The following is a 23843-nucleotide window of genomic DNA, read 5'->3' as shown; positions in this document are numbered from 1 at the left end:
TGCTGAGGCTGAGGCTGAGGCTGAGGCTGAGGCTGAGGCTGAGGCTGAGGCTGAGGCTGAGGCTGAGGCTGAACATAGGTGGGTTCAGGCGCTGGCGCAGGAGCGGCTGCCGGAGCGGCAGGGGCCTGCTGAACGGGCATGGGCTGCACCTGAGCCGGCTCAGACTTGGGTGCGCGGTCCGGCTCCGGCTCGGCCGCCGCGACGGGCTCGGAGACGACTGGCGCTGCGGGCATCGGAGCTTCGTCTTCCACCCGAGTCATCTCCGCAATAACGCTGGTGCTGCGGGCCTTCTTCAGCCCACCTTTTCTCCGGAGTGCATCAAGGCCGGCAGGCGTACCGCCACGCTCCGGCGCCGGTCCGGGCCGCGTGCTCATGACTGTGCGCCCTTCCAGATGTTGTTGGCCAGGATCACCAGGTCGCCTCTGTGCGGTGCCGCTTCCGATCCCCAGGCGCGCAACGGCTGCGATGCGGCCTGCGCCTTGGCGAACACCTCGCGGTCCTGCAGCATCGGCTCAAGGACGAGGTCGCCGAAGTTGGCGTTGACCTTTTCGATCCAGTGCATCTGGTCTGCACGTTTCTTCTGCTTGTTGATGACAACGCCAAGGAGCTCGATGTTCTCGTTCAGGTTCTCCTGAACCTCAGAGATGGTGGTGACGATCTCCGAGAGACCTTCTACCGAGGCGACCCGCGGTTCGGTCACGAGCAGTGCATGAGTGGCGGCAGTCAGGGCGTTGACCGTCAGGATGCCGAGGGACGGGGCGCAGTCGATGAGGACGATGTCGTACTCGTCGGTGACCCCTTTCAGGGCGATCCGAAGCCGGTGTTCCCGGGCCATCATGGAGTCCCGCTCCCGGGAAGCCAGGTTCCGTTCGGCGGCGATCAGGTCGAGCTGTGGGAAGTTCTCCTTCTTGTCCGCACGGGGCTGCCAGGCCTCCCCCGCCGGCATGATGGCGTCCGCGGCAACACCGGGCATGATCTTCTGGTTGTTCGACTCGTCACCGTAGAGGACGTCGTTGAGGGTGAACTCCGGATCGGTCACGCCCAGGGCCGAGGTCACGTTGTACTGGGGATCAGCGTCTATGACAAGGACCTTCTTGCGCAGGGTCCGAGAAAAAACCTCTGCCAAGCCGGTCACCAGCGTCGTCTTGCCAACGCCGCCTTTTTGGTTGCAGACGGCGATGATTATTGCCGACATCTCTTGCGTACCTTCCGTTGCACTGCTCATACAAATACGGCGCGGCAGAAGGGCCCACCTGTGGCGGGGCTCATCGGGCCGGGAACCGATGCCCCCAGATTAGCCGGGTGATCCGCTGCTCTCCGGACGCCACGCGGGCCGCCGACGCAAATAGTTCCATGGGCGCGAAACCCACCATTGGCGCAAAAAGAACCATTACCGCGAACGGCGGTGTATGCGCATATGCCACCATTCGCGCAAACGGGACCACGGGCGGGATTTGCGGGAAAGGTAACGTTGACGCAAACGGCGGCATAAGAGCTGTTGGCGCATATGGCACTCTTGACGCAAAAACCGGCATTAGCGGTTTTAGCGCATATGCCACCATTGACTTGAACTCCGTCTCATTCGCAAATGGAACCATTCGAGAGTCCTGGGCTTGCGGGACCTCGCCCCGCAGATCGACCAGGAGGCGACGGACAATGGTTCCATTTGCGCCCGGCATCGTTATGGCACAGCCTAGCCACAACCCTCATTACCGAGTGAGGCCAGCATTCACGCGGATTCGCAAATGGTTCCAATATTGACCTACAACGAGTCTCCCCGTCCGAACGGCTCCGACAAGACCGCACTACTATCCCCGTCGCCGACCCCACGTGGCTATGGTGGTATTTGCGCAAGGAGAACATCAGTCGTCCAGGGCGCCAATGGTGGCATTTTCTCAAACAACTCCAGAAGCTCGCGTACGGCCGTTGTTACTCAAATGGTGGTAATTGCGAGAAGCTGCCGCGGCGTCCGTCCGCGCCTCACGTGCGCATATGGTGGCATTTCCGGTAGAAGAACTGATAGCGCCAATGGCGGCGTATGCGCTAACGGTGGCATTTGCGGAAAAGCCACTCTGAGCTTCTATGGCGCAATATGCGGAAACGGTGGCATTTACGTCGCAGCCCACGGCGGAGCAAACGGTGGGCTATGCGCATTTAGTACCATTTACCGGCTACGCCGATAACCAGCTGGCAGAATCGTTGACCCTGGGCCACGTTGCAGGAGTTCACCGCCCCTCTGCACTTGGGCTGGACATCGAGTCTGGCGATCTGGACTGGGCCCTGGTCAAAGGGCAGCTCGCATCCCGGGCCGGCCGCCTCACCGGGTTGACGGCAGTAGTACGCCTAGGCCAGGAGCAAATAGTACCTTTTGCGTCACTGCGGTAATGGTTCCAAATGCCCTTGGCGCACGAGGACCTGAACTCCGGCTGGGGGAGTGGTGCAGGTCAGTCGCATCGTCGAGCAGTGGCTGAGATGTTTGGCCATACAGGTCGCCGATTTTCATTTGAATGCTGCGCGCCGGGGTGGGGGAGTGGCATCCCGAATGCTGCCACAGTCGGCAATGGTTCCATTTGGGTCCGCCCAAACGGGTGAGTGATCTGGTTGGCGGATAGGGGCTGCGTGAACTATTGGTGATCATCCGACGCATGAAGTGGTGACATTTGCGCCTGCTTCAGCGACCGTGACTACACAGCCGCAGAGGTGGGGGAGCGGGGCTAATGGTTCCATTCCCGCGAATAGAACCATTAGCGCAAACAGGCCCACCCTCCAGTGCCGCCGGCGGTAGCAGGGGAGTGCGGTGTCACTGCTACCCGGGTCAGGGGTATCTTCATTCCATGGCAATGCTCCGCGACAACGGCTCCCATTACGAGCCACGTTCGCAGCTAAGCAATCCGCGGGAGTTCGGCAAGAAGCTAAGTCCGGAATTCGTTCAGGAGACCCCCGACAACACTTACCGTGTCTCCGGTGCGATGGCCCAGCATGCCTTTGCCAGGGAGGTCCGTCTCGCCCTCCACGAGCGGGGCATGACCATCGAGGCTCTGTCCGAGACGACCGGGCTGAACTACCAGCGGTTGACGCGCATCCTGCGGGGCACAGCGGTCATGCGGTTGGATGACATCGGATTGATTTCGCGGACGGTGCCCGAGGTGTTCGCCCACGGAACCCAGGCACTGCTCCAACTTGTCGCCGCGAACCCTACCCGGCCCTCCTGAACGCGATGTCCGGCAGGGCCCAATCATCGGGCGGTCCCTCGAACTGATGCCAGGGGTAATCTTCGCCGGGGGAGAGGAGCTCGGCAACGGTGTTGACGTGCTTCGATAGCCACTCGCGCCAAAGGATCCGCTCCACGCGGTAGCGCTGCAACTGGGCCGCAACCGCTTCCAGGACACCGAACTGCTCTGCCAGCTGCTTCAGGGAAGTCGATGCCACGACAGACCAGGACCGGCCGGCGTTCCTGGTCACCAGGTTCCAGGCGGACAGCACTTCGAGGGCTTCGTGAACCGAGGAGCGGGAGAGTCTGGTTACGCGAACGATCTCGGATGTCGGCATGGCGGGGGAGTGCTCGAGTGCCTCGTAAACAAAGGCTGCCGGCAGCCCCAGTTCGCGGAATACCGGACGCAGGGCGTGGATCTTCCCCTTCTGCCAGGCGGCGTCCTCGGCCGCGGCCTTGAGGTCTTCGGGGACGGTGAGCATATACAGATCGCCCTTCGTTCCGCGGGCTTCCTCCACCAGGGTAACCAGGGGGTCTTTCTCCTGCCGCAGGGCCTTCAGGTGCAACGCGACGGTGGTGTGATCCAGGCCTGTCGCAACAGCAATGGAACGGACGCCGAATTCGATGAACCGGGACGCCGTCATGTGCGCTGCCTCCCCCAGTGACCTCAACACCATTCGCCGAGCCATGCCTGTTCTGGACTGCTGGTAGTTCACCTCTCTGATGCGGAGTGCATTTCGCCACGTCCGGATGTACCGATGCTCTGCATCGGGATTCACCGAAACTGGATTCAGACCCTTAGGTGCTGGGGGCTGTGTATTTGGCTGGCTTGTGGGGGATCTGCGGACATTGTCATTCGTGTCTCTTTTGGCAGGGTTTTTGCTGAGGTAGGCGACCGCGTTGATCCAGTCCCGCCGGAGAGCCGGTATCCGGTGGCGGGAGGCATAGCGGGCGTAGAAGGAGGCAAGTCCGGGCCACACGCCCTGAAGCATCCTGCGCTCCACGTCCACGAGCTCCAGGCCAGCTGCCGCGGCACCGGTGATGATCGCCTGGCGGGCATCAGAGTCGGTGGCGTACCGGTTCGTGTCGTAGAGACCGGTCTGGGCCATTAGCTGCATCGCGCGGGACATCCGGCCGGCAGGGTGCTGGATCTTCGGAACTTCACTGGTTTCCGGGGTGAAGGTGTCCTCAAGACGCAGTGCCCGGACAGCGCTGATCTCACCTGCCAGGTCGGCGGTCATAGCGGACCATACCGCAGGGGAATTGGGCCGACGGGCGATGTCGTATGCCATGGAAAGTGACATGGCGAGTTCCTGGTGGCCGCCGCGCTTGTGGGGGGAACCAGGGGTACGCATGCAGCCGTGAAGAAGGTTCTGGTGCGGGGTCTTGTCCAGGGTCCGGTACCGCGTGCCCAGCGCCTCGACAAGATCCCGCGCTTCAGAGAAGGTGACCCGCTGCGCAAGCGGAATGTAGACGTGTCGGCCGCCGTTGGGGGAGTAGTCCTCGATCCAGCGGGCTCCTACAGAGTGAAGCCAGGTCTGGACGGCACGAACGTCTGCCAGCACCCAGTCGACACCGGCCACAGAGGAGTCAAAGTCAAGAAAGAGGGCTGCGCAGGTGCCGTCTTTGCCGAAGATCCTGACCGCCGCCGGCAGCGATGGGAGGTCCTCGCTCAGAGCACGTTCGTGCTTCAACGGGTAGGTTTTGCCCGCGTCACGGGAGAGCCGGACGCGCGGCTGCCCCGCCAGGAGGGGGGCCAAGGCTGCCCATGCGCGGGCAGGATCGTTATCCTCACGTGACACGCCAGCAGAAAACGGTGCTGGCAGCACGCGGGCGTGCTGATGTACGATGAACGTATTCCTCTCCAAGGGAATAACAAAGGACCAGTCCGGCCAGACTGGTTTACATAACTAAATCCGGTAGGTCTGTGAGGATCTACCTTTCGACTTACAATCTGTCCCGCCGCCAAGCATGTTCAGAAGGTAAGTCTCAAGCTTCGGAGGCCCGCTAAGTAGCGGGCCTCCTTTTTGTGTTTATGAGGCCATACGGATAGGAAGCTCCTCCTGGTGGTGGAAATGGTCCCGCATCGCTAAATCTTCCTGAAGCGACCGCGCCAATGCGGACGAGACGTAGTCCGAAACGCTCATGCCCTTTGCAGCGGCAACCAGCGCAACGTCGTCCGCGGTCTTTTCCTGCACGCGAAAGCCAATGTATTTGCGGAGGCCCTTGCTGGGGCGCCCACGTCCACGATTGATTACTGCACTCATTGTTTCGTCCTTTGAATCTCGCCCAGCCTCTGGGTAGCCGAACTGCTTCATCGTTGGTGCTTCAACCGGGAACCCGTATTTTTGTTAACGGGATTTCCGGTTGATTCGAAGTTAGCACCAGTGCCGAAAGCATCTGGGTATTTGTTTACAGATAACACTGGCGTGTCGCAGTAAACAGCAATGCGGGAACATGCCGACCGACGCAGTGTCCACCGCATCAAGGTCCTCTTCCCGGGCTCTGTTGAATCTAGCCCGGAACGGCGCGGATCTTTGCCCGCGGGACTCCATTTCACCCCCGCCTTAACCCCTGGGCGATATTGGGCGCCTGGCGGCTGGTAGGCCTGTTCAGCGCGTTAGTGTTTTCAGTTATCACCAGACCAGACCCGGGCCGGCGACACCTGGGGGAGCCAGTGCTCTTTTCAGCTAACACTAACGAAACGACGCTGCACGGCAGCGGACAGTGTTCGGCTGAGGACTGGCCCTCTCCCTGAGGGGGCGGCTTGGGTGTCGCGCGAAAAGGCCCTGTCGAGTCTAGTCGAGGGCAGGGGAGGGTGCCGCCGGCGCAACTGGGGGTGACGCTGACTCGATGCTCTGCACGAAACTGGTGGTCTCCCCGCCCGGCCCGGCAAGTGTGCCCTGGGGTCGATCAGCTTGTGGGCCTGGCTTCGCTATGGTTCACCGCTCCCACGCCTGTGAACACAGCCCGCCGGGGGAGAGGACCGGCCCCTCCGTACACATCGGGTGTGCAAGGTTCCGCCGACCCGAAAGAGATCGCCATGGCAGCCATTGTCGAACCCGACATCCTGGACCTGTTCGCCGGTCCTGGCGGCTGGGACCGGGGAGCCGAACTGGCCGGTATCGATCCGAAGCGTTTCGTGGGAATCGAGCTGGACGCAGCCGCCGTGCAGACGGCCCGCGCAGCAGGGTACAACCGGGTTCACGGCAACGTCCTGGACGTGAAGCCCAGCGACTACCCGCGCGTGAAAGGCCTGATCGCCAGTGCCCCTTGCCCGACCTTCTCCTCCTCCGGCAAGCGCACCGGGCTCACCGACGACTACCAGCACGTCCTGGACGTCATCACCCACATCGGTGCCGAGCCAGGCTGCGCCTGCACCTGGGAGGAGATGTTCGAAGACGCCGCCGGTGTCGTTCAGGACCAGCGCACCCCGTTGGTACTGCAGGCCGTCCGTCTCGCCTTCGCCCTGCCCAGCCTCGAATGGTTCATCCTCGAACAGGTCCCGGCCCTGGAGTACATGTGGGAAGACATCGCCGCCGAGCTGTATTCCGCAGGCTGGGAGTTCGTGGACGTCGGCATGCTCGACGCCATGGACTTCGGTGTCCCGTCCCGCCGCCGCCGAGCATTCCTGATCGCCCACAAGACCCAGCCGGTCCGCATCCCGCAACCGGCACCCGGCACTGCCCGTGTCAGTGCCGCAGCAGCACTGGGGTGGGGAGCGGGGGAGAAGATCCGGACCCGGGCCAACCGCAAGCCCGGCGGCGGGAACCTGTTCAGCACCGACAACCCTGCATGGTGCCTGACGGAGAAGGCCCGGACCTGGGCCCGCGAGTCTGACGGCTCCCGCCTGACGAGTTCCCAGGCCGGTGTGCTCAATGGGTTCCCGCACGTATTCCCATGGTCCGGCAGCCGGTCCCGTCAGTTCCTTCAGGCGGCCAACGTGGTCGCACCTCAGGTGGCCGCTGCGCTGCTGGCCGAGGTCGGAGCCTAACCTCGAAGAGGGATTGCAGGGCTGCGACGTTTAGTCGCTTTACTGGCTCGAACTCCTCGTCGCAGCCCTTTCAGCACTCTCCACAACAGCTTCAAGGAGGACGTCCTGGAGCTTACGGCCCGGATCGCCTGTGATGGAGGCGAAACCAAATTCCTCGTCAAAGGCCAGCAGTCGAGCGTCGCCGTTGCCTTCGTCCACAACCTTTATCCGGTACGTTCCCAAGGTGCACTCTCCGGTTTTGGCCAATTTGTCGACGAGTTCGCTGGTGGTCGACCCGTACCAAGTTCTGGTTTCCGACTGCGGTGGTTCATATTGCCACCACCACTTTCCATCAGCCGAAATCGCACCTCCGAGAAGCGACCAGGCTTCCGCGATAACCTCATCGGAGCTCCAGCTCGAGTAACGGTGGTATTCAAAGCTGACGTTATCCCGGTAGGTCCCATGCGTCTTTTTCTCGCTGTACAGCTTGGCAGGGGCGATAGTTCGTGATCTGAGATACTCCACCGTGAATGCTGTGAGCTCCTTCATCTGCCGCTCAATCTCGTGCTGCACATGGGCGAACTTGTGCCTCTCACGGTCTGCCTTCAGTCGCGCTGCTTGTGCCTGACGCTCAGCTTCCCGTGCCCGCTCAAGGTCCGCAGCTTGTCTCATCAAATCGTCGGACATGTCTACAGCTCCATCCTGCGGCGCTTGATTCTTGGTGTGACCAAATATCCCATAACTGGCAGCAGCCCTGTTGGATGGACAAGAGTCTGGCGGCTGCAGCCTCTACATTTCGCCTGCTGCGGTACTCCCATTTGATGCATCCAATGCAACAACAACCGATTTAGGTTGACATAATCGCGGTTATCGGCGTTTGAAAACGCTCCAGGGGGAGGGGTACGCAGCTACCCGGCAATACATCAGGATTCGCCGCGGGAACCGGGCTTTTCGATGTCTGCCTGCTGCTCCCAGCGCAGGCCTCTGTAGCTAAACACTTCGATTTCGCGCCACGGCTGCGGGTGGGAAAAGAGCTTCATGTCGTCGACGTCATCGCGGAAGTCGTGCGACGACACCATCACGCTTCGCCCGTCTTCGTTCCAGAACACCTGGATCTCGTCGTAGCGACCGCCTGGCGTTGACGGGTCGGCGCGAAGCTTCTCCACGATCTCCACAAGTTCCGGGCTGCGTTCCTGCGTCACGATCTGTTCCTTTACTGAGGGTTGGATGCTGCGGACTGCGGCGAGACTTCGCAGGGCCGCGCTTGGTTTGCCCGCCGGCACATCGCCGACGGGCCTGGGGTCCCAGGGTTCGCCGTCGTTGAAGTCACGCTCAAGCCGGACTGTCTTTTCACTGACCGCGGCGTTGATGAACTCGCTCAGAGTGGCGTGCCCGGTGTGCTCCTGGGTGTTCAGGTGGGCTGCCCGCATCCTGTCAGCGTCGACGTCCTGCTGGTAAAAACTGGTTTTCCTGGGGTACGGGCCATGAACCCGCCGTCCTCGTGGGCCCCTGTCCTTGGGTTCCTCAGCCATGCTCAAATAGTACTATTTGAGCTGCCGAACAGCGGACCGGCAACGAAAGGTCCGGGTTCTCCCTGGACTTGGCCGGTACGCCGGGCAGCTAGTTCTCATCCAGTTGCTCCACCTCGTCGAACCAGCGCACAACGGCGTTGCCCCCGTAGGCGCGGCTGAGGGTTTGCTGCAGCCCGTCGGCCTGCTGCACTGCGAGGTCGAGCTCCGTCACTGTGGTCATGATGCCAATCGTGCTGTCGTCGTGGGCCGCAGCGAAGTGCCGGCCAGGTTCGGCACCGCGGTGCCATTCCAGCAGCTCACCCAGCGCCACTTCGAGAGAGCGCACTGCATCCAGGACGTTCCCCAGGACGGCGTAGCTGTCAGCTGGGATCTCCAGATCCTCGGTTGACTGCATGAGGTCCCGGGCCGCCCTGGACAACCTGTTTGCAGCCTGCCTGGCGTCATGGCCTTCAGTCATCGGCCGGCGCCGGTTCGATCAGCTCGGGCCCGTTGTTCCGGACGCTGTTCACCCGCGGGCTGACGATCCGCGGCACCAGAGTCGGTTCCGGCAGGGAATCGAGGAGATGCTGGATGTCGCCCTTGTCGGTCAGGTCCGGGTCCAGCCATTCCGCTAACCGGTCGGACGGGATGATCACTGGCGACCTGTCGTGGACGTGCCCCAGGGCGTCCTGGGTGGTGGTCGTCAGCACCGTGCAACTAAGCAGCCAGCGCTCCGGATCGTCCTCCGGCAAGGACGGGTCAGCCCACCATTCGTACAGTCCGGCGAAGCCCAGCAGCGGATCCTTCTCGGAGTACAGGTAGTTCGGGATCTTCTTCCCATCCTCGGTCTTCTGCCACTCGTAGTAGCCTTCAGCCGGGACGATTGCGCGCCGCTTCACCGCGGCCTTCCGGAACGATGGCTTCTCCAGGATCGATTCACTGCGCGCGTTGATGAGTTTGGAACCGATCTTGATGTCCTTGGCCCAAGAGGGCACCAGGCCCCAGCGTGCGATCAGAAGGTGCCGGTCAATGGTGCCCTCATCCAGCCGCTCTGCCACAATCGGCACACTCTGGGTCGGCGCCACGTTCCAGCTGGGCGGTGGCGGGCTGCCCTCCACTTCTTTGGCCTCGAAGTAGCTCAGAAGGTCACCGGTGGCCTTGGACATCACGTATCTTCCGCACATGGGCCCATTCTGCCGCACAGGAAACGGGCTGGTAATGTCCGGGCGGCCTTCCAGCCATCATGGGAGGATTTGCGGGAAGGTAACCCGGCCGTGCAGCACCCAGGAACCATGAGGAGCCTATGTATCCCACGAAACGAATGGTGGTCCTGCCGCAGACAATCCAGATGTCGCTGGAGGGACGGCAGCTTCAGAACGCCCTCGAGGTTTATCGGTTCCCGCGCATGAAGGACGAAAGAGATGACCCGGGGTCCGTCGGTACCGGGCGTTCCCGACTGGACCAGGGGCGCGGCTACGAACAGGAGCGGACCCATCCGGTCCCCCTCTATAAGAGTGCCGACATCATCCGGATTTCCCGTGTGCCCGACGCCTTCTTCCCGACCGAGACTGTGGATGTTGATGTCATACAGGTGACCAGGACGGCGATGTCGCCGCCAGTTGCCAGGGCGTTCATCGAGGCCTTGGTCGATGACCCAACCCATCCCTTCGTCCTGGCTCACGTCAATAAAGATTTCGACCTGAACGGCAGCGACTCGTGGCTGACCGTTGGCGGCCCGGCACTTGCCATCCCTCTGACGTGGGTTGAGCCCCGGGACGCCCGCGCAGCACGGTCCAAGGACTACGTCCAGCCAAAGCCGGACTGGACGGAAGTTGACCTGCATGTACATGTCGGGAATGCCGAAGGGGTCGGGAGTGAAGACCTGATTCGGGCAGCGCGACGCCACGAATCGCTGGGCGGGAGCGGCATCACCGTCGGCGCAGTTGATCTTGTCTCCCTTGAGCCAGTAGCCCACCGGGTAGGTGAAGGCGGGCTCACGGGCAACGAAGTGCCCATGTTCAAGCTCGTGTACGACCGCCAGACCATTGGACTTTACGGCTCTGCGGGTGAGGCCCAGGAGGCTTTGACAGCCGAACTCTCCGGCGGCGACCGCTACTTCTCCCGCGGCACCTTGTACGGCGGTGAGCCGAGGACCGACTTTCAGGGCCGGTACTCCGTGCAGGGGTGCCTGACCCTCAATGGCGAGGAAGTAGAGCCTGACATCACGACGGAGCTTGTTGAGACCAAAGCGGTTGTCCGGGTCGGCGTTGCAACCCTGGATCCGGGGGTCCGCAGGGAGCATGCCGGGTGGATGCTGGTCTGGCAGGCCTTCGACTGGCATCGAAACCCGGAGTACCTCACCCAGTACCTCGACGACAACGGCGACGTCCTCTCTCAGCGCCGGTCAGGGTGGCATTACTGACTGTGGAATAGGGCCGACATCGTGTACGTTGCATGTCGGACAACCCACAGCAACAGAAAAGAGAAGCACTTCCGTGGCCACTGATTATGACGAGCTCCGCACCGACGTCAAGGAATCCCAGGACAGCTCGCTGGAGGCCCTGCAGTCCGCGAAGGCACCTGATGCAAAGTCTGTGGTGCTGGAACTGGACGAAGCGGACGTGCTGGACGGACTCACCCCCGGCGGCGAGTTCATTGCCGAGGAACTGACTGTCGAGGTCGTTCCCCAGGCCGCGGACGAGTTCACCTGCTACTCCTGCTTCCTGGTCCGGCACCGGTCGCAGGTGGCCCGGGAGAAGGCCGGCCACTTCTTCTGCATCGAATGTGAAGGCTGACGTCGCCCGAACACCTGCCATGGGTGGGTCGATACCCGAGAGTGTCTGGGCCGGCATCGAGGCGGAGTTTACGCTGCCGTCGCTGGACCAGGTCCGTTCCCGGATCACGTCCTCCGTTGCTGACCCGGAGCCGGTGATGAGGGAACTGGTGAGGGTCTTCATCGGGGAAGGGACCTTTTGCCCGGGATTTCAGTTCCTGCGCAATGGAGGCCTCAATCCTGCTGTAACGGATCTGTTCAAGCGGGCTCTGGACCTGAAGATCCCCCACAACTATTTCGCTGCCTGGATGGTCACCGCTTCGACTGACCTGGATGGAGGCCGTCCCGTCGACCTCATCAACGATGCCGGCGGCCTCCTCGCCGCCTTGGAAGTCTTCGCCCGGCGGTAGCAGTCCGAGAGCCTGGAGGGGGCTCCAGCGGGAGCCCGGCCGTTCCCTGGACCCTCTTGTCCGGCCCCCGTCACTGGCTGATGTCTACGCATGTTTGGAAGTAGAGACATCGGCTACACGAAAGGCCCCCAAGCGTGGCTTCCAGCACTGAGCGCATCCGGGTGAAGCTGCCCGACAAGTTCGATCCGAGCCGGCACATGAGCCCGTTGATGAAGAAAATCACGGAAGCCCATGGTGAAGGGTTCGAAGTGGACTCCATCGTGGACGGCTACGCTGTGGCCACCCGACAGGTAACCGTCACTGAAATCCGGCAGAACGAGAAGTCCAAGACCCAGGAGGTCCGGCTCCCCCGGTCTGTAAAGCCCACGGACGGCGAGAAGATGGCCGTCAAGCTGGCCGACCAGCATGGGGACGGCTGGGAGATGACGAAGTTCGAGCCCTTTCTCGGCAAGGCGGTCCTGACCAAGCTGAGCCCGGAGACGGCGCGCTGCCGCGGCGCAGCGGCGCTGGCTCTGGGGGTGAAGCCGTGGGAGGTACAGGTGGCCCCGCGCCGGGACGGCGGGTTTGACCTGGAACTGCCGCGCACCTACATGCCGTCCAAGCACTACTCCAAGCTGGAGGAGGTGGCCACCGGCGTCGTCGGTCGGGACGGCTGGTACGTGAAGGTGAACGCCCAGAAGCTCACAGCGTCCATCATCCCCTCCGCTCCCCCGACGTTCCCTTCGATGATCCCTACGCCGATGGACTCTGTGGTCAAGTTCGACCACACCAAGAAGGAGACCTTCAAGATCCCGCTGGGGATGAAACTCCCACCCGCGGGCGAGACCATCGGCGAGACGTTCTACCTCGACTTGAACGCCGGGGCCCACCTGCAGATCGGCGGGACCTCTGGTGCCGGTAAGTCCGTCACCATCAACTGCTACCTCTCCACGTGGCTGGCCAAGGGCGCCGAACTTGCCATCATCGACCTGCCGACCAAGAGCGCAGACTTCGAATGGGTCAAGGACTTCGTCCGGCCGGGCGGCTGGGGCTGCGCGTCCCCGGCCCAGTCAGCCGTGGCGATCCGGCTCATCATGGAAGAAGGTGAGCGCCGCTCCAAGCTCATCAAGAGCCACAACGTGAACGACTGGAAGGACCTGCCCAAGTCGGCCGCCCTGAAGCCGCTCATCGTGGTGGTGGACGAACTGACAGGCCTGTTCGCGCTCGAGTCAGTCCCTAAGGCCGGCAAGGATGCTCCGCAGCTGCTCAAGGACATGGCCGCCGATGCGAACCGCACCAACCTGTTCAAGGAGATCCTGAAGAACGGCATCAAGAGGGTGGCGGCGGAGCTCCGGTTCACCGGCGTGTTCCTGCTGTTGGCTACCCAGGTGGCGTCAGCGAACACCGGCATCGATCCCTCATTGCGCACCAACCTGCACCACAAGCTGCTCCTGGGTGCAAAGCCCACTGAGGGTAACCGCCGGCTTGTCTTCTCCGATCCGGACCGGGTTCCTTTGATCCCGGAGAACGTCCGTTCCGACAGTGGAGCATCCCGCGGTGTCGGCTCTTCCGAGCCTGAAGGTGACGAGCCGGCGATCTTCAAGTCCTACTTCGCCTCTGTGGCAGATTACCGGGCGTGGCTGGAGCGGCTCGGAGTGCCCAAGACGACCCAGCCGGAGCCGACCAAGGCTCAGATGGCACAGCTGGAGGACGCGTTCGAGACTCCGGAGGACCAGGACGACATCGCGACCCGCCGGGCTGCCATGAAGGACCCGATGGCCGAGCTGATGGGCGACTCCGGTTTCGATGAGAACGGCCGTCCGCTCAAGGGGGCAGCTTTGGCCGCGTCCCAGTCCCGGCAGCTTTCCAACATGGCCGGGCGGGCCTGACGGCTCCGGAAGCCAAAGAAAGGCCCCGGCAGGAAATTCCTGCCGGGGCCTTGTAGGGCTGTATTCCCTATGCGTTCTGCTCTTCCTTCTTGCGTCCGAAGAGGCCGTAGCCGGGTTTGGGGGCCTCCGCGGCTGCCCCCTCCAGTGACGGCGCCGAGTCTGCTTCATCTGCCGGCGCGTCCAGTGCCTCCGGGGTGGTGAAGAAGTCCGGATCCAGGATGGAGTCATCGCTGAGGTCCGGTGCCGGCAGGTAGACCTGGGTCATCGGGGCCGCGGCGCGCTCTGGCTCTGCTGCCGGGATGGCGTCGAGGAAGTCGTCCTCCGAGACCGGCGGGGCTGCGGGGCTTGAGACGCTTGGGCCCGCTGAGGGTACGGGTGCTTCCGCAACCGCGGCCGGCAACGGTTGTGGTGCTGGGCTGGCGGCCTCCGCCACGGCGGGGAAGGCCACGGTGAACAGGTCGGCCGCTTCGGCCAGCTCGGGGTTGTCGGCCGCGATTGCTTCGATGATCCGGACCGCTTCTGCCCGGACTCCCTGCTCCGCGCTACGGACTCCCTGAGTGAGCCGCTGGTCGAAATTCGTCTCGGCGTCGCGGACGTAATCCTGGTGGGTCTGGTTGGCGGAGGCGAGAGCAGCACCGGCCTTGGCGGCGTCGGCCTCCAGAGTGGTGATGCGGGTGTCCCGCTTCACCAGGTCTGCCCGGAGTCCGGCTGAGACCTGCCGCTCGGCGAGCAGGTCCTCGTTCAGGCTCGTGTTGAGCCGTTCCTTTTCCCTGAGGCTGGCGCGCAGCTCCTCGATGGTGGCGTTCGCGGCCGCGGCGTCCTCGCTGTCCTGCGCAGTGGCATCGGGCGACTCCGCTGCCGCGGGAGGTGCGGACTCCATCGCGGGTGCGTGCTGGTCGAAGCCGAAGCCGTCAGTAATCGGAGGTGTCGGGCAGACGTGGCGGCGGGCCGACTCGAGCTCCAGGGCCTGCTCCCCCAGGATTCCTTCGAGCCGGGCCTGTTCGCGGACAGCGTCGGACAGCTGTATGCCGGCAGCGCGGAGCTGCGCTTCATGCTCGTGCTGGAAGGCCAGGACGAATCCCTCAAGGCCGGACACGGCGCCCAGGACGGTGGCGAGGATCTGGTCCCGGCCCTGCTGGTAGGACGCCAGCGGCGTTTTGGTGGTGAGGGTGGTCATCGGACTCCAAAAGGGTGTGACGGAGAATAGCATTTACCGTTACATCCTATCGCGTTAGCCACAAGCGAGCCAAGCCACCGAGGGGCACGAAAAACCCCGCTGGGGATACGCAGCGGGGTTTTCGACGAGAAAGGATCCTAGCGGTCGGCCCAGGCCTTCGCGACGGCGTCCTTGACGGACGTTTCCATCTTCGCCTTGGCGATCGCAGCCTTGATTTCAGCCTGCTTCTTCTCCTCAGCTGCCTTCTTCTCAGCAGCGGCCTTCTCCTCAGCTGCCTTCTTCTCTGCGTTAGCCTTCTCTGCGTTAGCCTTCGCGGCTGCCTCAGCGGCCACCGATGCATCCACCTCGGCGCCGGTGGACGTGTCCACCCAGGTGCCTTCGGCCGTCTGCTGAACTGCGCCGCCGGTGGCCGGGTTGGCAATTGCGGCTCCCCCGCCCTGGGACGGAGCGGTGTAACCACCGGTGGCCGGTGCCGCGTACGACGGGACGTAGCCGTTGCTGGCAGGAGGCTGGTAGGAGGGCACGCGCGCAGGAGCGGGAGCCTGGTAAGCGGGCGCCGGAGCCTGGTAGACAGGTACGGGAGCCTGGTAGACGGGAGCCGGCGCGGGGGCGGCCGGAGGTGCACCCAGGACGGGGGCGCCGCCAGGCATGGACGGAGCTGTTCCGCCACCCACGGTCGAGCCGGAGCCGACCCCGCCACCGCCGAGGTCTACACCGGCGTTTCCACCCGTGCCTCCGCCGCTGGCGTTGGGCGAGCAGTAGCCTGATCCCCCGCCAAAGTCGTTCCAGTGCTGGCCTGCAGGGCAGCCTGCGGCACTGGCAGCGCCCGCGCCGAACAGCAGGGACCCGCCAACGAGGGCTGCGGCACCGAGGCCGGCAATTGTGCGCTTCAAATTCTTCTCCATAACCGAGACGTTACACGTGGGCTTGCAATACGTCAACTACAAAGTCTCTCATTTGTCAAGAGACAGGTGAGTACGTCAGTTGCAGGTTCATTTCGGATCCGTTGGCGGAGATGGCCCTTGTCAGGACGCTCTCCTGGATCGCCAGGTCCCCCGTAGCTGCGCGATTCCATGCGTTGAGGTCGATCATAGCGGTCACCTTGGCGTGATCGACCGGTTGTACGGCCGGTGGCACTCCGCCGGCTCCAAGCGTCCCGTCCTGGCCTTCGGCCCTGACCACGCTGCTGGCCAAAAATGAACCGGCCCCGGGGTCAATGATCCGGTAGTCGGTGCGGGTGTTGCCGTTGGTCGGGCCGACGAACTCCGAGAGGACCTTCTGCGGGGTCAGCGCTGCGGAGGCCTCGGTGAAGTTGATCCGGGCGGGATCGATGTTGCCGGCGCCGAAGGTGCCGTTCCAGGAATTGCCGTCCGTGCTGGACCCGTTCCAGGCTGCGTCTGCGCTGAACCCGAGGCCCTTCTCCAGATAGGTCCGCAGTGCTTTCGCGGAGTCGCTGTCAGGTGAACCAGCCAGTGCCCCGACGTCCTGCCCGGGATTGAACCACATGGCGGCCTGCTTGCCGCTCAGCGACGGTTTGAAGGACGGCACGGAGGCCATGGACTGTGACGGGACCGGGTAGTCCTTCACCCAGACGGCGGTGACGGCCAGGATGCGCCCGTTGCGGTGGACGTTGCGGTGATCGTTGCCCGAGGCCTCACCCAGCCAATGCGCGATCCGTTGCGCCGAATCCTCGTCCTTGGCCTCGATATAGAAGACACGCAGGGGCCCGGTGCCGGCGATGTCACGCTGCTCTGGGTCAGGACTCGAGGAATAGCCCACCTCATCAATGTTCAGGTCTTCGGGCGGCGTCAGGTCCTGCAGCATCAGCTCCCTGGGTGCCATGGCCGCGACCTTGGACCACCAACTGGTCGAGTACGGCGCCAGGACCAGGGTCCCGGAGTTCGCCGGGGCCAAAGCGGCGATGTCCGTCGTCACGGCGGGTTCCTGGCTTGAGTTGGCCGGGATCAGCACCGCGGCGCCGGCGACAGCAACAACTGCTGCTGCGCCGGCGACCACGGCCGCGATCCTGGCCCTGGACTTGCGGGGCGGGTGCTGCTTCATCATGCCTTTCCTATGCACCGACTTCATGGACGGGCACTTCCCTTAGCGGGAAACCCACTTCGGCCGGTTCCAGTAGGCCACGTCGTCGCAGGCAGAGCCGTTGAACGTGTAGCAGGCATCCCGGGGCTCAACCAGTGCCGTTCCGGTGGCACCGGCTGCCGCGCATCCATTCTGGAAGGTTGCGAGCACCGTGATGTTGGGGTTCACGTAGTAGGAGTCCGGGCCGTTGTAGACCTGGGCCATTCCGGTGTCCGGGTTAGTCAGCGTACGGTCCATACCCCTGGTGACGGCATAGAAGCCAGCGGTCACTCCCTGGTAGTAGCCCACGCCCGGTCCGGACGCGAAGTCGCCGCTGGCGGACGAGTACTGACCGTTCAGGCCGTAGTTCCAGCCGGTGTAGTAGAAGGTGTTGCCGCTGAACACGTTGGTTCCGGAGCTGGCGACACCCAGGTAGGAGGTGCCATTGCTGGCGCCGTACCGCGGACGTCCGTCCAGGGACTCCGGATGTCCGCTGTCCGACCAGACCATCTGTCCGGCGATTTTCTGGTACGCGTACGGCTGGGAGTAGGCGCCCTTGAAGAACGAGCCGTCGGAGGTGTAACCAACCTGGGCCTGTGTGAACTGGCGGGTATCAGTGCCGGAGCAGGTGATGACCATGGTGCCCGCACGCGAGATGTCGGCCGGGGTGATGATCGGCTGGGACTTGACGGTCCGGGACAGCCCGTTGGCTGCTGTGGCGGTCAGCTCGTACTGGAAGGCCGCGCCCGGTGAGGCGACATCGTCGTCCACACCAGGGTCGTCGGTGGTGTACGTGTTGGTGGGCGCCGTCGAGAGGGACAGCCCGGAGGTGGTGCCGTTGGGGCTGATAGTGTCGCCGCCCAGGGACTTGCGGACGACCTTGAGGGTGCTGCCGCCGGGGATGCTGCCCCAGCGGACGTTGGTCGCGCCGTTGGACTCGTTGCCCATGTCCATGGCCGTCACACTCAGCCGGTAGCGCGCGGCCTGCTTTCCGTTGCGGTCACCGATGTTGGCAAGGGCCGAGAACTTCCCCGGGTAGGTGTTGACTGTCTCTGCGTTCGCGTCGCTGTAGCCGTTGTTGGTCACCGCGGCGTTCTTGGACCGGGCCGTGAACGTCGTGGTGGCTCCGTCCGGGCTGTCGGCCCCGTCCCATTCGACCAGGGCACCGGACTGGCTGTGCTTGGTCGTCGAGACCACGGTGGTGCTCTTTTTCAGCTCGTAGGAGCACGTGGTTGAGGTGCAGAACTTATCCGTGCTGGCGTTGCCGGCGTCAGCGTTCTGAACGATCTTGAAGTCGGCCGACCGGTCGGTGAGCCCCGGTGCGCGGACAAGCGTCAGGTCGGGGGTGGGCGGGCGCTGTGTGAGGGTCTCCTTGGCGGAGAACTCCACACTCAGGCCCGTGGCGTTGTACGCGATGGCCGCGTAGTCGAACTGGGTGCCCCTGGCGGCGGGGTCCTTGTAGGACGTCGCGGTGATGCCTCCACTCGGGGCATCCCCGCAGACTGCGGTCAGGCAGGTCTTGGCGCCGGACCGGGTGAAGCGAGCGACCTGGTAGCCGGTCGCCGACAGCGTCGGGTTCCACTGCAGCTGGTTGTACCCGTCGTAGTCCCGGGAAGCGTTCTCTTCCGGGATCGGAGGGAACTGCAGCTGGGAGACAGGGGTCGGGGCGGGGTTCACAGGGGTGGTGTTCGCGGCCCGTTCGATGGACAGCGGCTGAAGTCCCTTGTAGGAGGCCGTGGTGATGACCGGCGCGGTGGCTGATTCCCGGTAGGAGGCGGTCGGCATCAGACCGGTAGCCGAAGTGACTCCTGCTTCCGGGCTCGCCGAGGAGGCCTTGCCGCTGGTGTTGCCGCGGGGTCCGTCGTTGATGGCGGCGATGTAGTAGGTGTACGTCGTGCCGTACGGCACGTTGTCCGAGTAGGTGCGCGGTGCAGTACCGCTGATGCTGCCCAACAGGGTTACAGCCCCGGAGCTGCCGGAGTTGTAGCGCCACACGTCGTAGGAAACCGCTGTGGGCGACGCGCTCCAGGTGATGACGTTGGTGCCGGTGGTCAGCCGGGCAGAGCCCGTGCCGTACTGCGGGTTGACATCCACGTTCTGCGGGGCAGGCGGGTGTGTCAGGGTCTTGATGTGGGCGGACTCAGCCGACTGGCCCTGTCCTGCACCGGCATTGGCCTTGATGAACCACTCGTAGGAGGACGCCCATCCTCCTTCATCCCAGGTGAAAGTGGTGCTGGTGGCGGGCAGGGCGGTAGCAACAGCGGTGAATCCCGGGGTCAGCGGGCTGCCGGTAACCGGATCAAGTTCGCGGTACTTCAGCTCGTAGCTGGTCGCACCGGCCACAGCGCCCCATTTGAGCACGATGCGGGGCTTCTTCAAGGCAAGCGCCCCGTCGGCGCCGTCGGTCCATTCGTGGGCCTGGGCGGCGGTGGGGAACACGCCGGAGTTCTGGAATTCCGGCGCGGTGAGCTGCGGGGACCACACTTTGGGCATGCAGGAGATGGACGCGGTGGTGCCGTCCGCGTTGCGGGCGTAGACGCGGTACTGGACAACCTCGGCGGGCCCTGCAGTAACGGCAGCATCCGTCCAGGACTTCTGCGTGTCCGTGGCGGCTGCGGTGACCACCGCGACCTCGGTACCGTTACGGGTGACCTGGTAGCTGGTGTAACCGGAGAGGGTGGACCAGGCGATGACCGGTTTGCCGGCGGCGTTGGTGCTCACGGTGACGGCCGGGCAGATCGGGAGGGTTCCGTCCATTCCGGTCGCCTTGCCGGAGACGCTGCGGGGCGCGGCGGAGGTCTTGGACTCAACTACCCCGGTCTTGCCTCCGTTGGCGGTCGTGCCGGCCTTGATGGCCAGGTTGACCAGCGCGATGTCGTACGTCCGCTTTCCGTCTGCAGGGTTGGTCCGGGCAGTCTCGGTCAGGGCATCCTTCGGTGCCTTGACGTCGATGTTGGTTCCGTCCTTGTCCGTGTAGGAGAAAAGGTCGTTGTCCAGCTTCAGGTCCTGGATGACCGTGCCCGTCACGGCGGTGTTGGTGACCGCCGTGGTGCGGTTGTAGGCGGGAGCTTCCGTAGGGCCCGTGCCGGCGCCACTCCAGGTCTGGCGGTACAGCGTCGTGCCGTTCAGGACCCAGCGGGTCACCACGGGAACGTCAGGTTTGCCCTCCTCGACTTCCGTCGAGCGGGTAACCAGCTCGTTGGGGCCGGCGTAGACAATGGTGTCGGAGGCCTGGACGTTGGCCACCGCACGGTCCAGCGCCTCAGAGATGGCAGTGTTCTGGGACTGCGTGGAGGCGTTTCCGGCAGCAGTGTTGTTCACCGTGGTGAAGTACAGGATCGGCCCGCCAATGATGATGGCGGCCAGACCGATACCCACGACCGCTTCAACGAGGCCCATGCCTGCGTCGCGGCGGCGCTTCTTGTACCGGTCAATCAGATTTTTCATTGCCATACCTTTCCTGTGTGCGGCTGGATCGTTTATCGACACGATGGTCGCGCCGCCCACTTAGGGGACCCGGCTCCCGGTGGGCTGCTGGTAGTCGGCGAGGTACCAGACAGTGTTGTCGAAGATGTCGTCCCCGGTGGGGCTGATCGGGCCCTTGCGGTCCGGATACCGGCTGTCGGTGTTGTCTCCCTGCTTGAAGGTTCCGGCTACCCGGACGGTCTTGCAGGCCAGGGAGCCGGAGAAGTCCAGGCTCTTGGTGAGGGATCGGAACCCGCCCGCTGCGGCGGTGGGTGTGCTGCAGAGTCCTTGCGGGGCGTAGACGTACAGGTTCCGAACGGTCAGGGATGATCCGTCGGCCTCTTCGGTCGGGAAGCCGACGTTGCCGTTGGCGTAGATGTTCAGGCCGGTTCCGGTTGCGGCACTGATGTTTTCCCGGACGGTGACTCCGCCGCTGACGTAGGCGTTGAAGGATCCGCTGCCCTGGATGACGGTGGGAACATCGAAATCCATGGAGGCGTAGCAGCCAACGTTGCCCGGGGTGCTTGCCGTCAGGACCCCGCCGTTCTGCGACGCTTTCCAGTCCTGGGGGGTCGCGCCTCCGCAGCTGGCCATATTGTCGGTGATGAACTGTGGGTCAAGAGAGAGCCCAGCGGGCGCGCGGACGCCTCCGGCAACGGTTAGGGAGGTGGCGTTCGGCCCGTACTGGTAGTAGTTGACGTCGGCTTTTGATGTTGTACCGGCGGCCGCCTTGACGTCCAGGGTGTTGCCGAGCAGGCCAACGGATCCGGACAGGAACGGGCTGGCGCCCGTGATGCCGTTCTGCACGGTGACCGAGCTGCCCAGCACCGTGTGCGAGAAGGCCGTTGAGGGTGCCACCTGGTAGGTGATGGAGTCATCAGCCTCGACCTTGAAGCCGCCCACGCGGGGGCCCTGGGCTGTTGCCTGAACCTTGCGGATGGCGCCGCGGAAGGTGCCGGTGGCATGCAGGACAGCGGTTTTACCGCCGTCACCCAGGGTCACCGGGTCTGCGTACCACTCCCAGGCCCCATCATTGTCGGTGCCGCCCTTGCGCGGTGTCGCCTTGGCCGGCAGGGTCGCCGGACGGACCTCGTTCAGCTGGTACATCGCATCCTGGATGGCCAGGTCTGCGAGCTGCCCTGACTGGATGAAGTCGCTCGTCTGGAAGGAGCTCTTGACGGTCCGGTCGGTGGCCGAGATCAGCCAGTAAACCGTGCCGCTGACCATGACGAACAACATGATGGTCGAGACAAGAACGAATCCCCTGTCTCGTACGCCCTTGCGGCGAATGTCCTCGAAGCGGTCTGTGATCCAGTCGCGCATTAGTGCAGCACCACCCCGCCGGTTGATGTCCATGTGATGTAGCCGTTCTGGAAGTCCTGGCGCTGCTGTCCGTTCCACGCGTATTCGCTGGAGACGGGGTAGCCGAACTTGCTGTTCTCCGCGCCCTGGCTGATCCAGGTGCTGCCGATGGCTCCCATGACGTAGGTGGTGCCGATCGCAGGGTTCCAGTAGATGTAGCCGCCCTGGTAGTTCTGCTTCCTGCCGTTGTCCTTGATGGGAATCTCTTCGGTGGTCGGGTAGCCGAGCCAGCCGTCCTGGGCAGATGCTGCCAGCCAGTAACTGCGGATGGCGCCGTTGGAGGCGTGCGCTCCGGTCGCCGCGGACCAGACAATGGCACCGCCCTGGAAGTCCTGGGAGGCCCCACCGTTTTTCAGGCCGGTGACGCCGTCGTTGGTCGGGTATCCAAGGAAACTGGTTTCGTAGCCCATCGAGCCCCACAGGTTCCGGATGGGCCCGGTCAGGGAGAGCCAAGCCCCGGAAGCGGGGGACCACAGGATGCAGCCCTTGTCGTAGCAGCGGTATCCGCCGCCGTTGATCAGGCCGTAGACTTCCCCGCCCGAGCCGCTGCCGAGGACGACGGGCCCGTTCACCGCATCGTACTTCTTCTGGATGTCCGTGTAGGTCGCCGGAATAGCGTTGCCGAACAGGGCGTCGTAGCGGTAGAAGAACGCAGCCATCTGGTCGCGGGCGACGGCGATGCTGGGACGGTAGGTTCCATCGGACCATCCGGTGGAGATGCCGGTGAATTTCATCCACGCCATCTCCTTGTAGTGGTCGTCGGTGACCGGGACATCAATGAAGGGGGACGTCGCCGGCGGTGTGTAGGCCGGGCGGCCCGCCATCCGGTACATGAGGACGGCCATGTCTTCCCGGCTGACGGCCGTTGCGGCGCCGAACGTGGCCCCGTCCCAGGGCAGGACGCCCTTCGAATCGAGGTAGGTGATCTCCTTGTACAGCGGGCTGCTCGGGGTCAGATCGCTGTACGGCGAGCTCGTGGGTGCGGCGAACGCCGGCGACTTGAACTGGCGGTAGATGAAGGCCGCCATCTGGTCGCGGGTGGTCCCGAGGCTGGGCCGGTAGGTCCGCGTCCCGTCAGATTCCAGCCAGCCGGTGCTGATGCCCTCGTTGTACATCCACAGGATCTCGTCGAAGAAGACGTATGTGGTGGGCACGTCGATGAACGGCGAGACCGGAGCCGGGGCCGGCGGCGGCGTGGGGGTCGGGGTTGGCGTAGGTGTTGGCGTCGGGGTGGGGGTGGGGGTAGGCGTCGGCGCCGGAGTGGGCGCAACTTCGGTGGAGCCGCGGATACCTGCCGGAACTGCCTCGCCGATGCCCGGGGTGATAAGGATCTGTTGCGGCTTCTTGTGGGCCGTGGCGGTGTCGCCTTGGACGTCCTGCCAGGAAACTTCCACCATCACGAGCTTCGTGCCGAAGTCAGAAGGGCCTGAGGGCTTCTTCTGCCATCCGACGGCTGTCCGGACGGTGATCGGCAGCCCGCGGACCTCAATGCTGGCCGGGTTGGCAGGCAGCGCTCCCCCGGTGATCTTTTCCACACCGGACGGCAGGACAATGCTCGTGGAGGCCACATCCGTTCCGACGTCTGCCCAGTTGGTGGCCTTTGCTTTTTCCAGGGCGTCCTGAGCGGCCTGGGCTGCGATGGATTCGTTCACCGCGGTGCGCTGGGTCGTGGAGGCCTGGGTGGAAACGCTGGTGTAGCCGAGGGTGAGCACGGCGATGACCCCGAGGCTGATGACACCCTCGAGGATGACGGATCCTTTGTCCTGCTTCAGGAACCGCCGGACGAGGCGGTGTTGTGCCCAGGCGCCGGTCATGCAGTCATCTCCGCGAAGTCGATGGTCCGGGGAGTCAGAAGGCCTGCGTCGGTGGATTCGAAGGATTCGATGTCTCCCCAGGCGGTGGCGTGGCGGTCGTGGACCCAGCGCCGTGAGGGCAGGGTTTTCAGCAGGGACCCGCCGATGCTTGCGACGGCCTCGGACAGGCTGGTGTCCGTGGAGGTTTCGTGCGCCGACAT

At 63.9% G+C, this 23843-nt stretch carries 20 protein-coding genes; 6 read left to right on the top strand and 14 right to left on the bottom strand.

Annotation, left to right across the window (positions count from 1 at the left end; translation table 11 throughout):
* Positions 1 to 370: 370 nt before the first annotated feature.
* The gene (locus ACHL_RS21130; protein ID WP_012623158.1) at positions 371 to 1195 is read right to left on the bottom strand and encodes a ParA family protein; all 825 of its coding nucleotides are present in this window, start codon (positions 1193 to 1195) and stop codon (positions 371 to 373) included.
* Positions 1196 to 2834: 1639 nt separating this feature from the next.
* On the opposite strand from ACHL_RS21130, the gene ACHL_RS21120 reads away from it, so the two are divergent.
* Positions 2835 to 3212 carry a helix-turn-helix domain-containing protein gene (locus ACHL_RS21120; RefSeq protein ID WP_012623156.1) on the top strand — a complete coding sequence of 126 codons (378 nt, stop codon included), beginning with the start codon at positions 2835 to 2837 and terminating at the stop codon, positions 3210 to 3212.
* On the opposite strand, the gene ACHL_RS21115 is transcribed toward ACHL_RS21120, so the two are convergent.
* Together ACHL_RS21115 and ACHL_RS21110 are read right to left on the bottom strand one after the other, a co-directional pair.
* Positions 3196 to 5013 (bottom strand): helix-turn-helix domain-containing protein, encoded by a 1818-nt coding sequence (locus ACHL_RS21115; RefSeq protein ID WP_012623155.1) that lies wholly within the window; start codon positions 5011 to 5013, stop codon positions 3196 to 3198. The genes ACHL_RS21120 and ACHL_RS21115 overlap by 17 nt on opposite strands.
* Positions 5014 to 5244: 231 nt before the next feature.
* Positions 5245 to 5478, bottom strand: a complete 234-nt coding sequence (locus ACHL_RS21110) for a hypothetical protein (RefSeq protein ID WP_012623154.1) — start codon at positions 5476 to 5478, stop codon at positions 5245 to 5247.
* Between the two features lie 776 nt (positions 5479 to 6254).
* Here ACHL_RS21110 and ACHL_RS21105 point away from each other — a divergent pair.
* Positions 6255 to 7205 (top strand): DNA cytosine methyltransferase, encoded by a 951-nt coding sequence (locus ACHL_RS21105; RefSeq protein WP_012623153.1) that lies wholly within the window; start codon positions 6255 to 6257, stop codon positions 7203 to 7205.
* 39 nt (positions 7206 to 7244) lie between these two features.
* Here the strand turns inward: ACHL_RS21105 and ACHL_RS21100 are convergent, their stop codons facing one another.
* The 4 genes from ACHL_RS21100 to ACHL_RS21085 form a co-directional block, all read right to left on the bottom strand.
* A complete protein-coding gene (locus ACHL_RS21100; RefSeq protein WP_012623152.1) occupies positions 7245 to 7871 on the bottom strand; it encodes a hypothetical protein in 627 nt (208 codons plus the stop codon).
* Between the two features lie 236 nt (positions 7872 to 8107).
* Positions 8108 to 8716, bottom strand: coding sequence for a ParB family protein (locus ACHL_RS21095; protein WP_139187258.1), 609 nt, complete (start codon positions 8714 to 8716; stop codon positions 8108 to 8110).
* Positions 8717 to 8804: 88 nt separating this feature from the next.
* Positions 8805 to 9173: a hypothetical protein gene (locus ACHL_RS21090; RefSeq protein WP_012623150.1), complete on the bottom strand. Its 369-nt coding sequence runs from the start codon at positions 9171 to 9173 to the stop codon at positions 8805 to 8807.
* The gene (locus ACHL_RS21085; protein ID WP_012623149.1) at positions 9166 to 9861 is read right to left on the bottom strand and encodes an SOS response-associated peptidase; all 696 of its coding nucleotides are present in this window, start codon (positions 9859 to 9861) and stop codon (positions 9166 to 9168) included. Before ACHL_RS21085 ends, ACHL_RS21090 begins: the two co-directional genes overlap by 8 nt.
* A 182-nt stretch (positions 9862 to 10043) precedes the next feature.
* On the opposite strand from ACHL_RS21085, the gene ACHL_RS21080 reads away from it, so the two are divergent.
* The 4 genes from ACHL_RS21080 to ACHL_RS21065 all read left to right on the top strand — a co-directional run bounded on the left by ACHL_RS21080 (position 10044) and on the right by ACHL_RS21065 (position 13746).
* Positions 10044 to 11117 carry a hypothetical protein gene (locus ACHL_RS21080; RefSeq protein ID WP_157672509.1) on the top strand — a complete coding sequence of 358 codons (1074 nt, stop codon included), beginning with the start codon at positions 10044 to 10046 and terminating at the stop codon, positions 11115 to 11117.
* A gap of 73 nt (positions 11118 to 11190) precedes the next feature.
* Positions 11191 to 11490, top strand: a complete 300-nt coding sequence (locus ACHL_RS21075) for a DUF4193 domain-containing protein (RefSeq protein WP_012623147.1) — start codon at positions 11191 to 11193, stop codon at positions 11488 to 11490.
* A gap of 19 nt (positions 11491 to 11509) precedes the next feature.
* Positions 11510 to 11878 (top strand): hypothetical protein, encoded by a 369-nt coding sequence (locus ACHL_RS21070; protein ID WP_012623146.1) that lies wholly within the window; start codon positions 11510 to 11512, stop codon positions 11876 to 11878.
* A 134-nt stretch (positions 11879 to 12012) separates the two neighbouring features.
* A complete protein-coding gene (locus ACHL_RS21065) occupies positions 12013 to 13746 on the top strand; it encodes an FtsK/SpoIIIE domain-containing protein (RefSeq protein ID WP_012623145.1) in 1734 nt (577 codons plus the stop codon).
* Between the two features lie 67 nt (positions 13747 to 13813).
* Here the strand turns inward: ACHL_RS21065 and ACHL_RS21060 are convergent, their stop codons facing one another.
* The 7 genes from ACHL_RS21060 to ACHL_RS21025 form a co-directional block, all read right to left on the bottom strand.
* Complete coding sequence (locus ACHL_RS21060; RefSeq protein ID WP_012623144.1) at positions 13814 to 14923, bottom strand: hypothetical protein; 1110 nt, start codon at positions 14921 to 14923, stop codon at positions 13814 to 13816.
* A gap of 137 nt (positions 14924 to 15060) precedes the next feature.
* Positions 15061 to 15816, bottom strand: a complete 756-nt coding sequence (locus ACHL_RS21055) for a hypothetical protein (RefSeq protein ID WP_043795040.1) — start codon at positions 15814 to 15816, stop codon at positions 15061 to 15063.
* 67 nt (positions 15817 to 15883) lie between these two features.
* Complete coding sequence (locus ACHL_RS21050) at positions 15884 to 16987, bottom strand: hypothetical protein (RefSeq protein ID WP_012623142.1); 1104 nt, start codon at positions 16985 to 16987, stop codon at positions 15884 to 15886.
* Between the two features lie 39 nt (positions 16988 to 17026).
* On the bottom strand, positions 17027 to 20449 hold the full coding sequence (locus tag ACHL_RS21045; protein ID WP_043795039.1) for a hypothetical protein: 3423 nt from the start codon (positions 20447 to 20449) through the stop codon (positions 17027 to 17029).
* A 60-nt stretch (positions 20450 to 20509) separates the two neighbouring features.
* Positions 20510 to 21790 carry a hypothetical protein gene (locus tag ACHL_RS21040; RefSeq protein WP_012623140.1) on the bottom strand — a complete coding sequence of 427 codons (1281 nt, stop codon included), beginning with the start codon at positions 21788 to 21790 and terminating at the stop codon, positions 20510 to 20512.
* On the bottom strand, positions 21790 to 23643 hold the full coding sequence (locus ACHL_RS23575; RefSeq protein WP_012623139.1) for an LGFP repeat-containing protein: 1854 nt from the start codon (positions 23641 to 23643) through the stop codon (positions 21790 to 21792). Before ACHL_RS23575 ends, ACHL_RS21040 begins: the two co-directional genes overlap by 1 nt.
* The gene (locus tag ACHL_RS21025) at positions 23640 to 23843 is read right to left on the bottom strand and encodes a hypothetical protein (RefSeq protein ID WP_012623138.1); all 204 of its coding nucleotides are present in this window, start codon (positions 23841 to 23843) and stop codon (positions 23640 to 23642) included. The genes ACHL_RS23575 and ACHL_RS21025 overlap by 4 nt, the downstream gene beginning before the upstream one ends.

This window comes from Pseudarthrobacter chlorophenolicus A6, assembly GCF_000022025.1.
Classification (GTDB): Bacteria; Actinomycetota; Actinomycetes; order Actinomycetales; family Micrococcaceae; genus Arthrobacter; species Arthrobacter chlorophenolicus.
Note: the sequence above shows the minus strand (reverse complement) of the source record. Positions and strands in the feature narration are given on the sequence as shown.

Coding starts and splice junctions, on each gene's coding strand:
- ACHL_RS21130 (WP_012623158.1), bottom strand. CDS start 1,195: ATGTCGGCAATAATCATCGCCGTCTGCAACCAAAAAGGCGGCGTTGGC.
- ACHL_RS21120 (WP_012623156.1), top strand. CDS start 2,835: ATGGCAATGCTCCGCGACAACGGCTCCCATTACGAGCCACGTTCGCAG.
- ACHL_RS21110 (WP_012623154.1), bottom strand. CDS start 5,478: ATGAGTGCAGTAATCAATCGTGGACGTGGGCGCCCCAGCAAGGGCCTC.
- ACHL_RS21105 (WP_012623153.1), top strand. CDS start 6,255: ATGGCAGCCATTGTCGAACCCGACATCCTGGACCTGTTCGCCGGTCCT.
- ACHL_RS21100 (WP_012623152.1), bottom strand. CDS start 7,871: ATGTCCGACGATTTGATGAGACAAGCTGCGGACCTTGAGCGGGCACGG.
- ACHL_RS21095 (WP_139187258.1), bottom strand. CDS start 8,716: ATGGCTGAGGAACCCAAGGACAGGGGCCCACGAGGACGGCGGGTTCAT.
- ACHL_RS21090 (WP_012623150.1), bottom strand. CDS start 9,173: ATGACTGAAGGCCATGACGCCAGGCAGGCTGCAAACAGGTTGTCCAGG.
- ACHL_RS21085 (WP_012623149.1), bottom strand. CDS start 9,861: ATGTCCAAGGCCACCGGTGACCTTCTGAGCTACTTCGAGGCCAAAGAA.
- ACHL_RS21080 (WP_157672509.1), top strand. CDS start 10,044: ATGTCGCTGGAGGGACGGCAGCTTCAGAACGCCCTCGAGGTTTATCGG.
- ACHL_RS21070 (WP_012623146.1), top strand. CDS start 11,510: ATGGGTGGGTCGATACCCGAGAGTGTCTGGGCCGGCATCGAGGCGGAG.
- ACHL_RS21060 (WP_012623144.1), bottom strand. CDS start 14,923: ATGACCACCCTCACCACCAAAACGCCGCTGGCGTCCTACCAGCAGGGC.
- ACHL_RS21050 (WP_012623142.1), bottom strand. CDS start 16,987: ATGATGAAGCAGCACCCGCCCCGCAAGTCCAGGGCCAGGATCGCGGCC.
- ACHL_RS21045 (WP_043795039.1), bottom strand. CDS start 20,449: ATGAAAAATCTGATTGACCGGTACAAGAAGCGCCGCCGCGACGCAGGC.
- ACHL_RS21040 (WP_012623140.1), bottom strand. CDS start 21,790: ATGCGCGACTGGATCACAGACCGCTTCGAGGACATTCGCCGCAAGGGC.
- ACHL_RS23575 (WP_012623139.1), bottom strand. CDS start 23,643: ATGACCGGCGCCTGGGCACAACACCGCCTCGTCCGGCGGTTCCTGAAG.
- ACHL_RS21025 (WP_012623138.1), bottom strand. CDS start 23,843: ATGTCGGCGCACGAAACCTCCACGGACACCAGCCTGTCCGAGGCCGTC.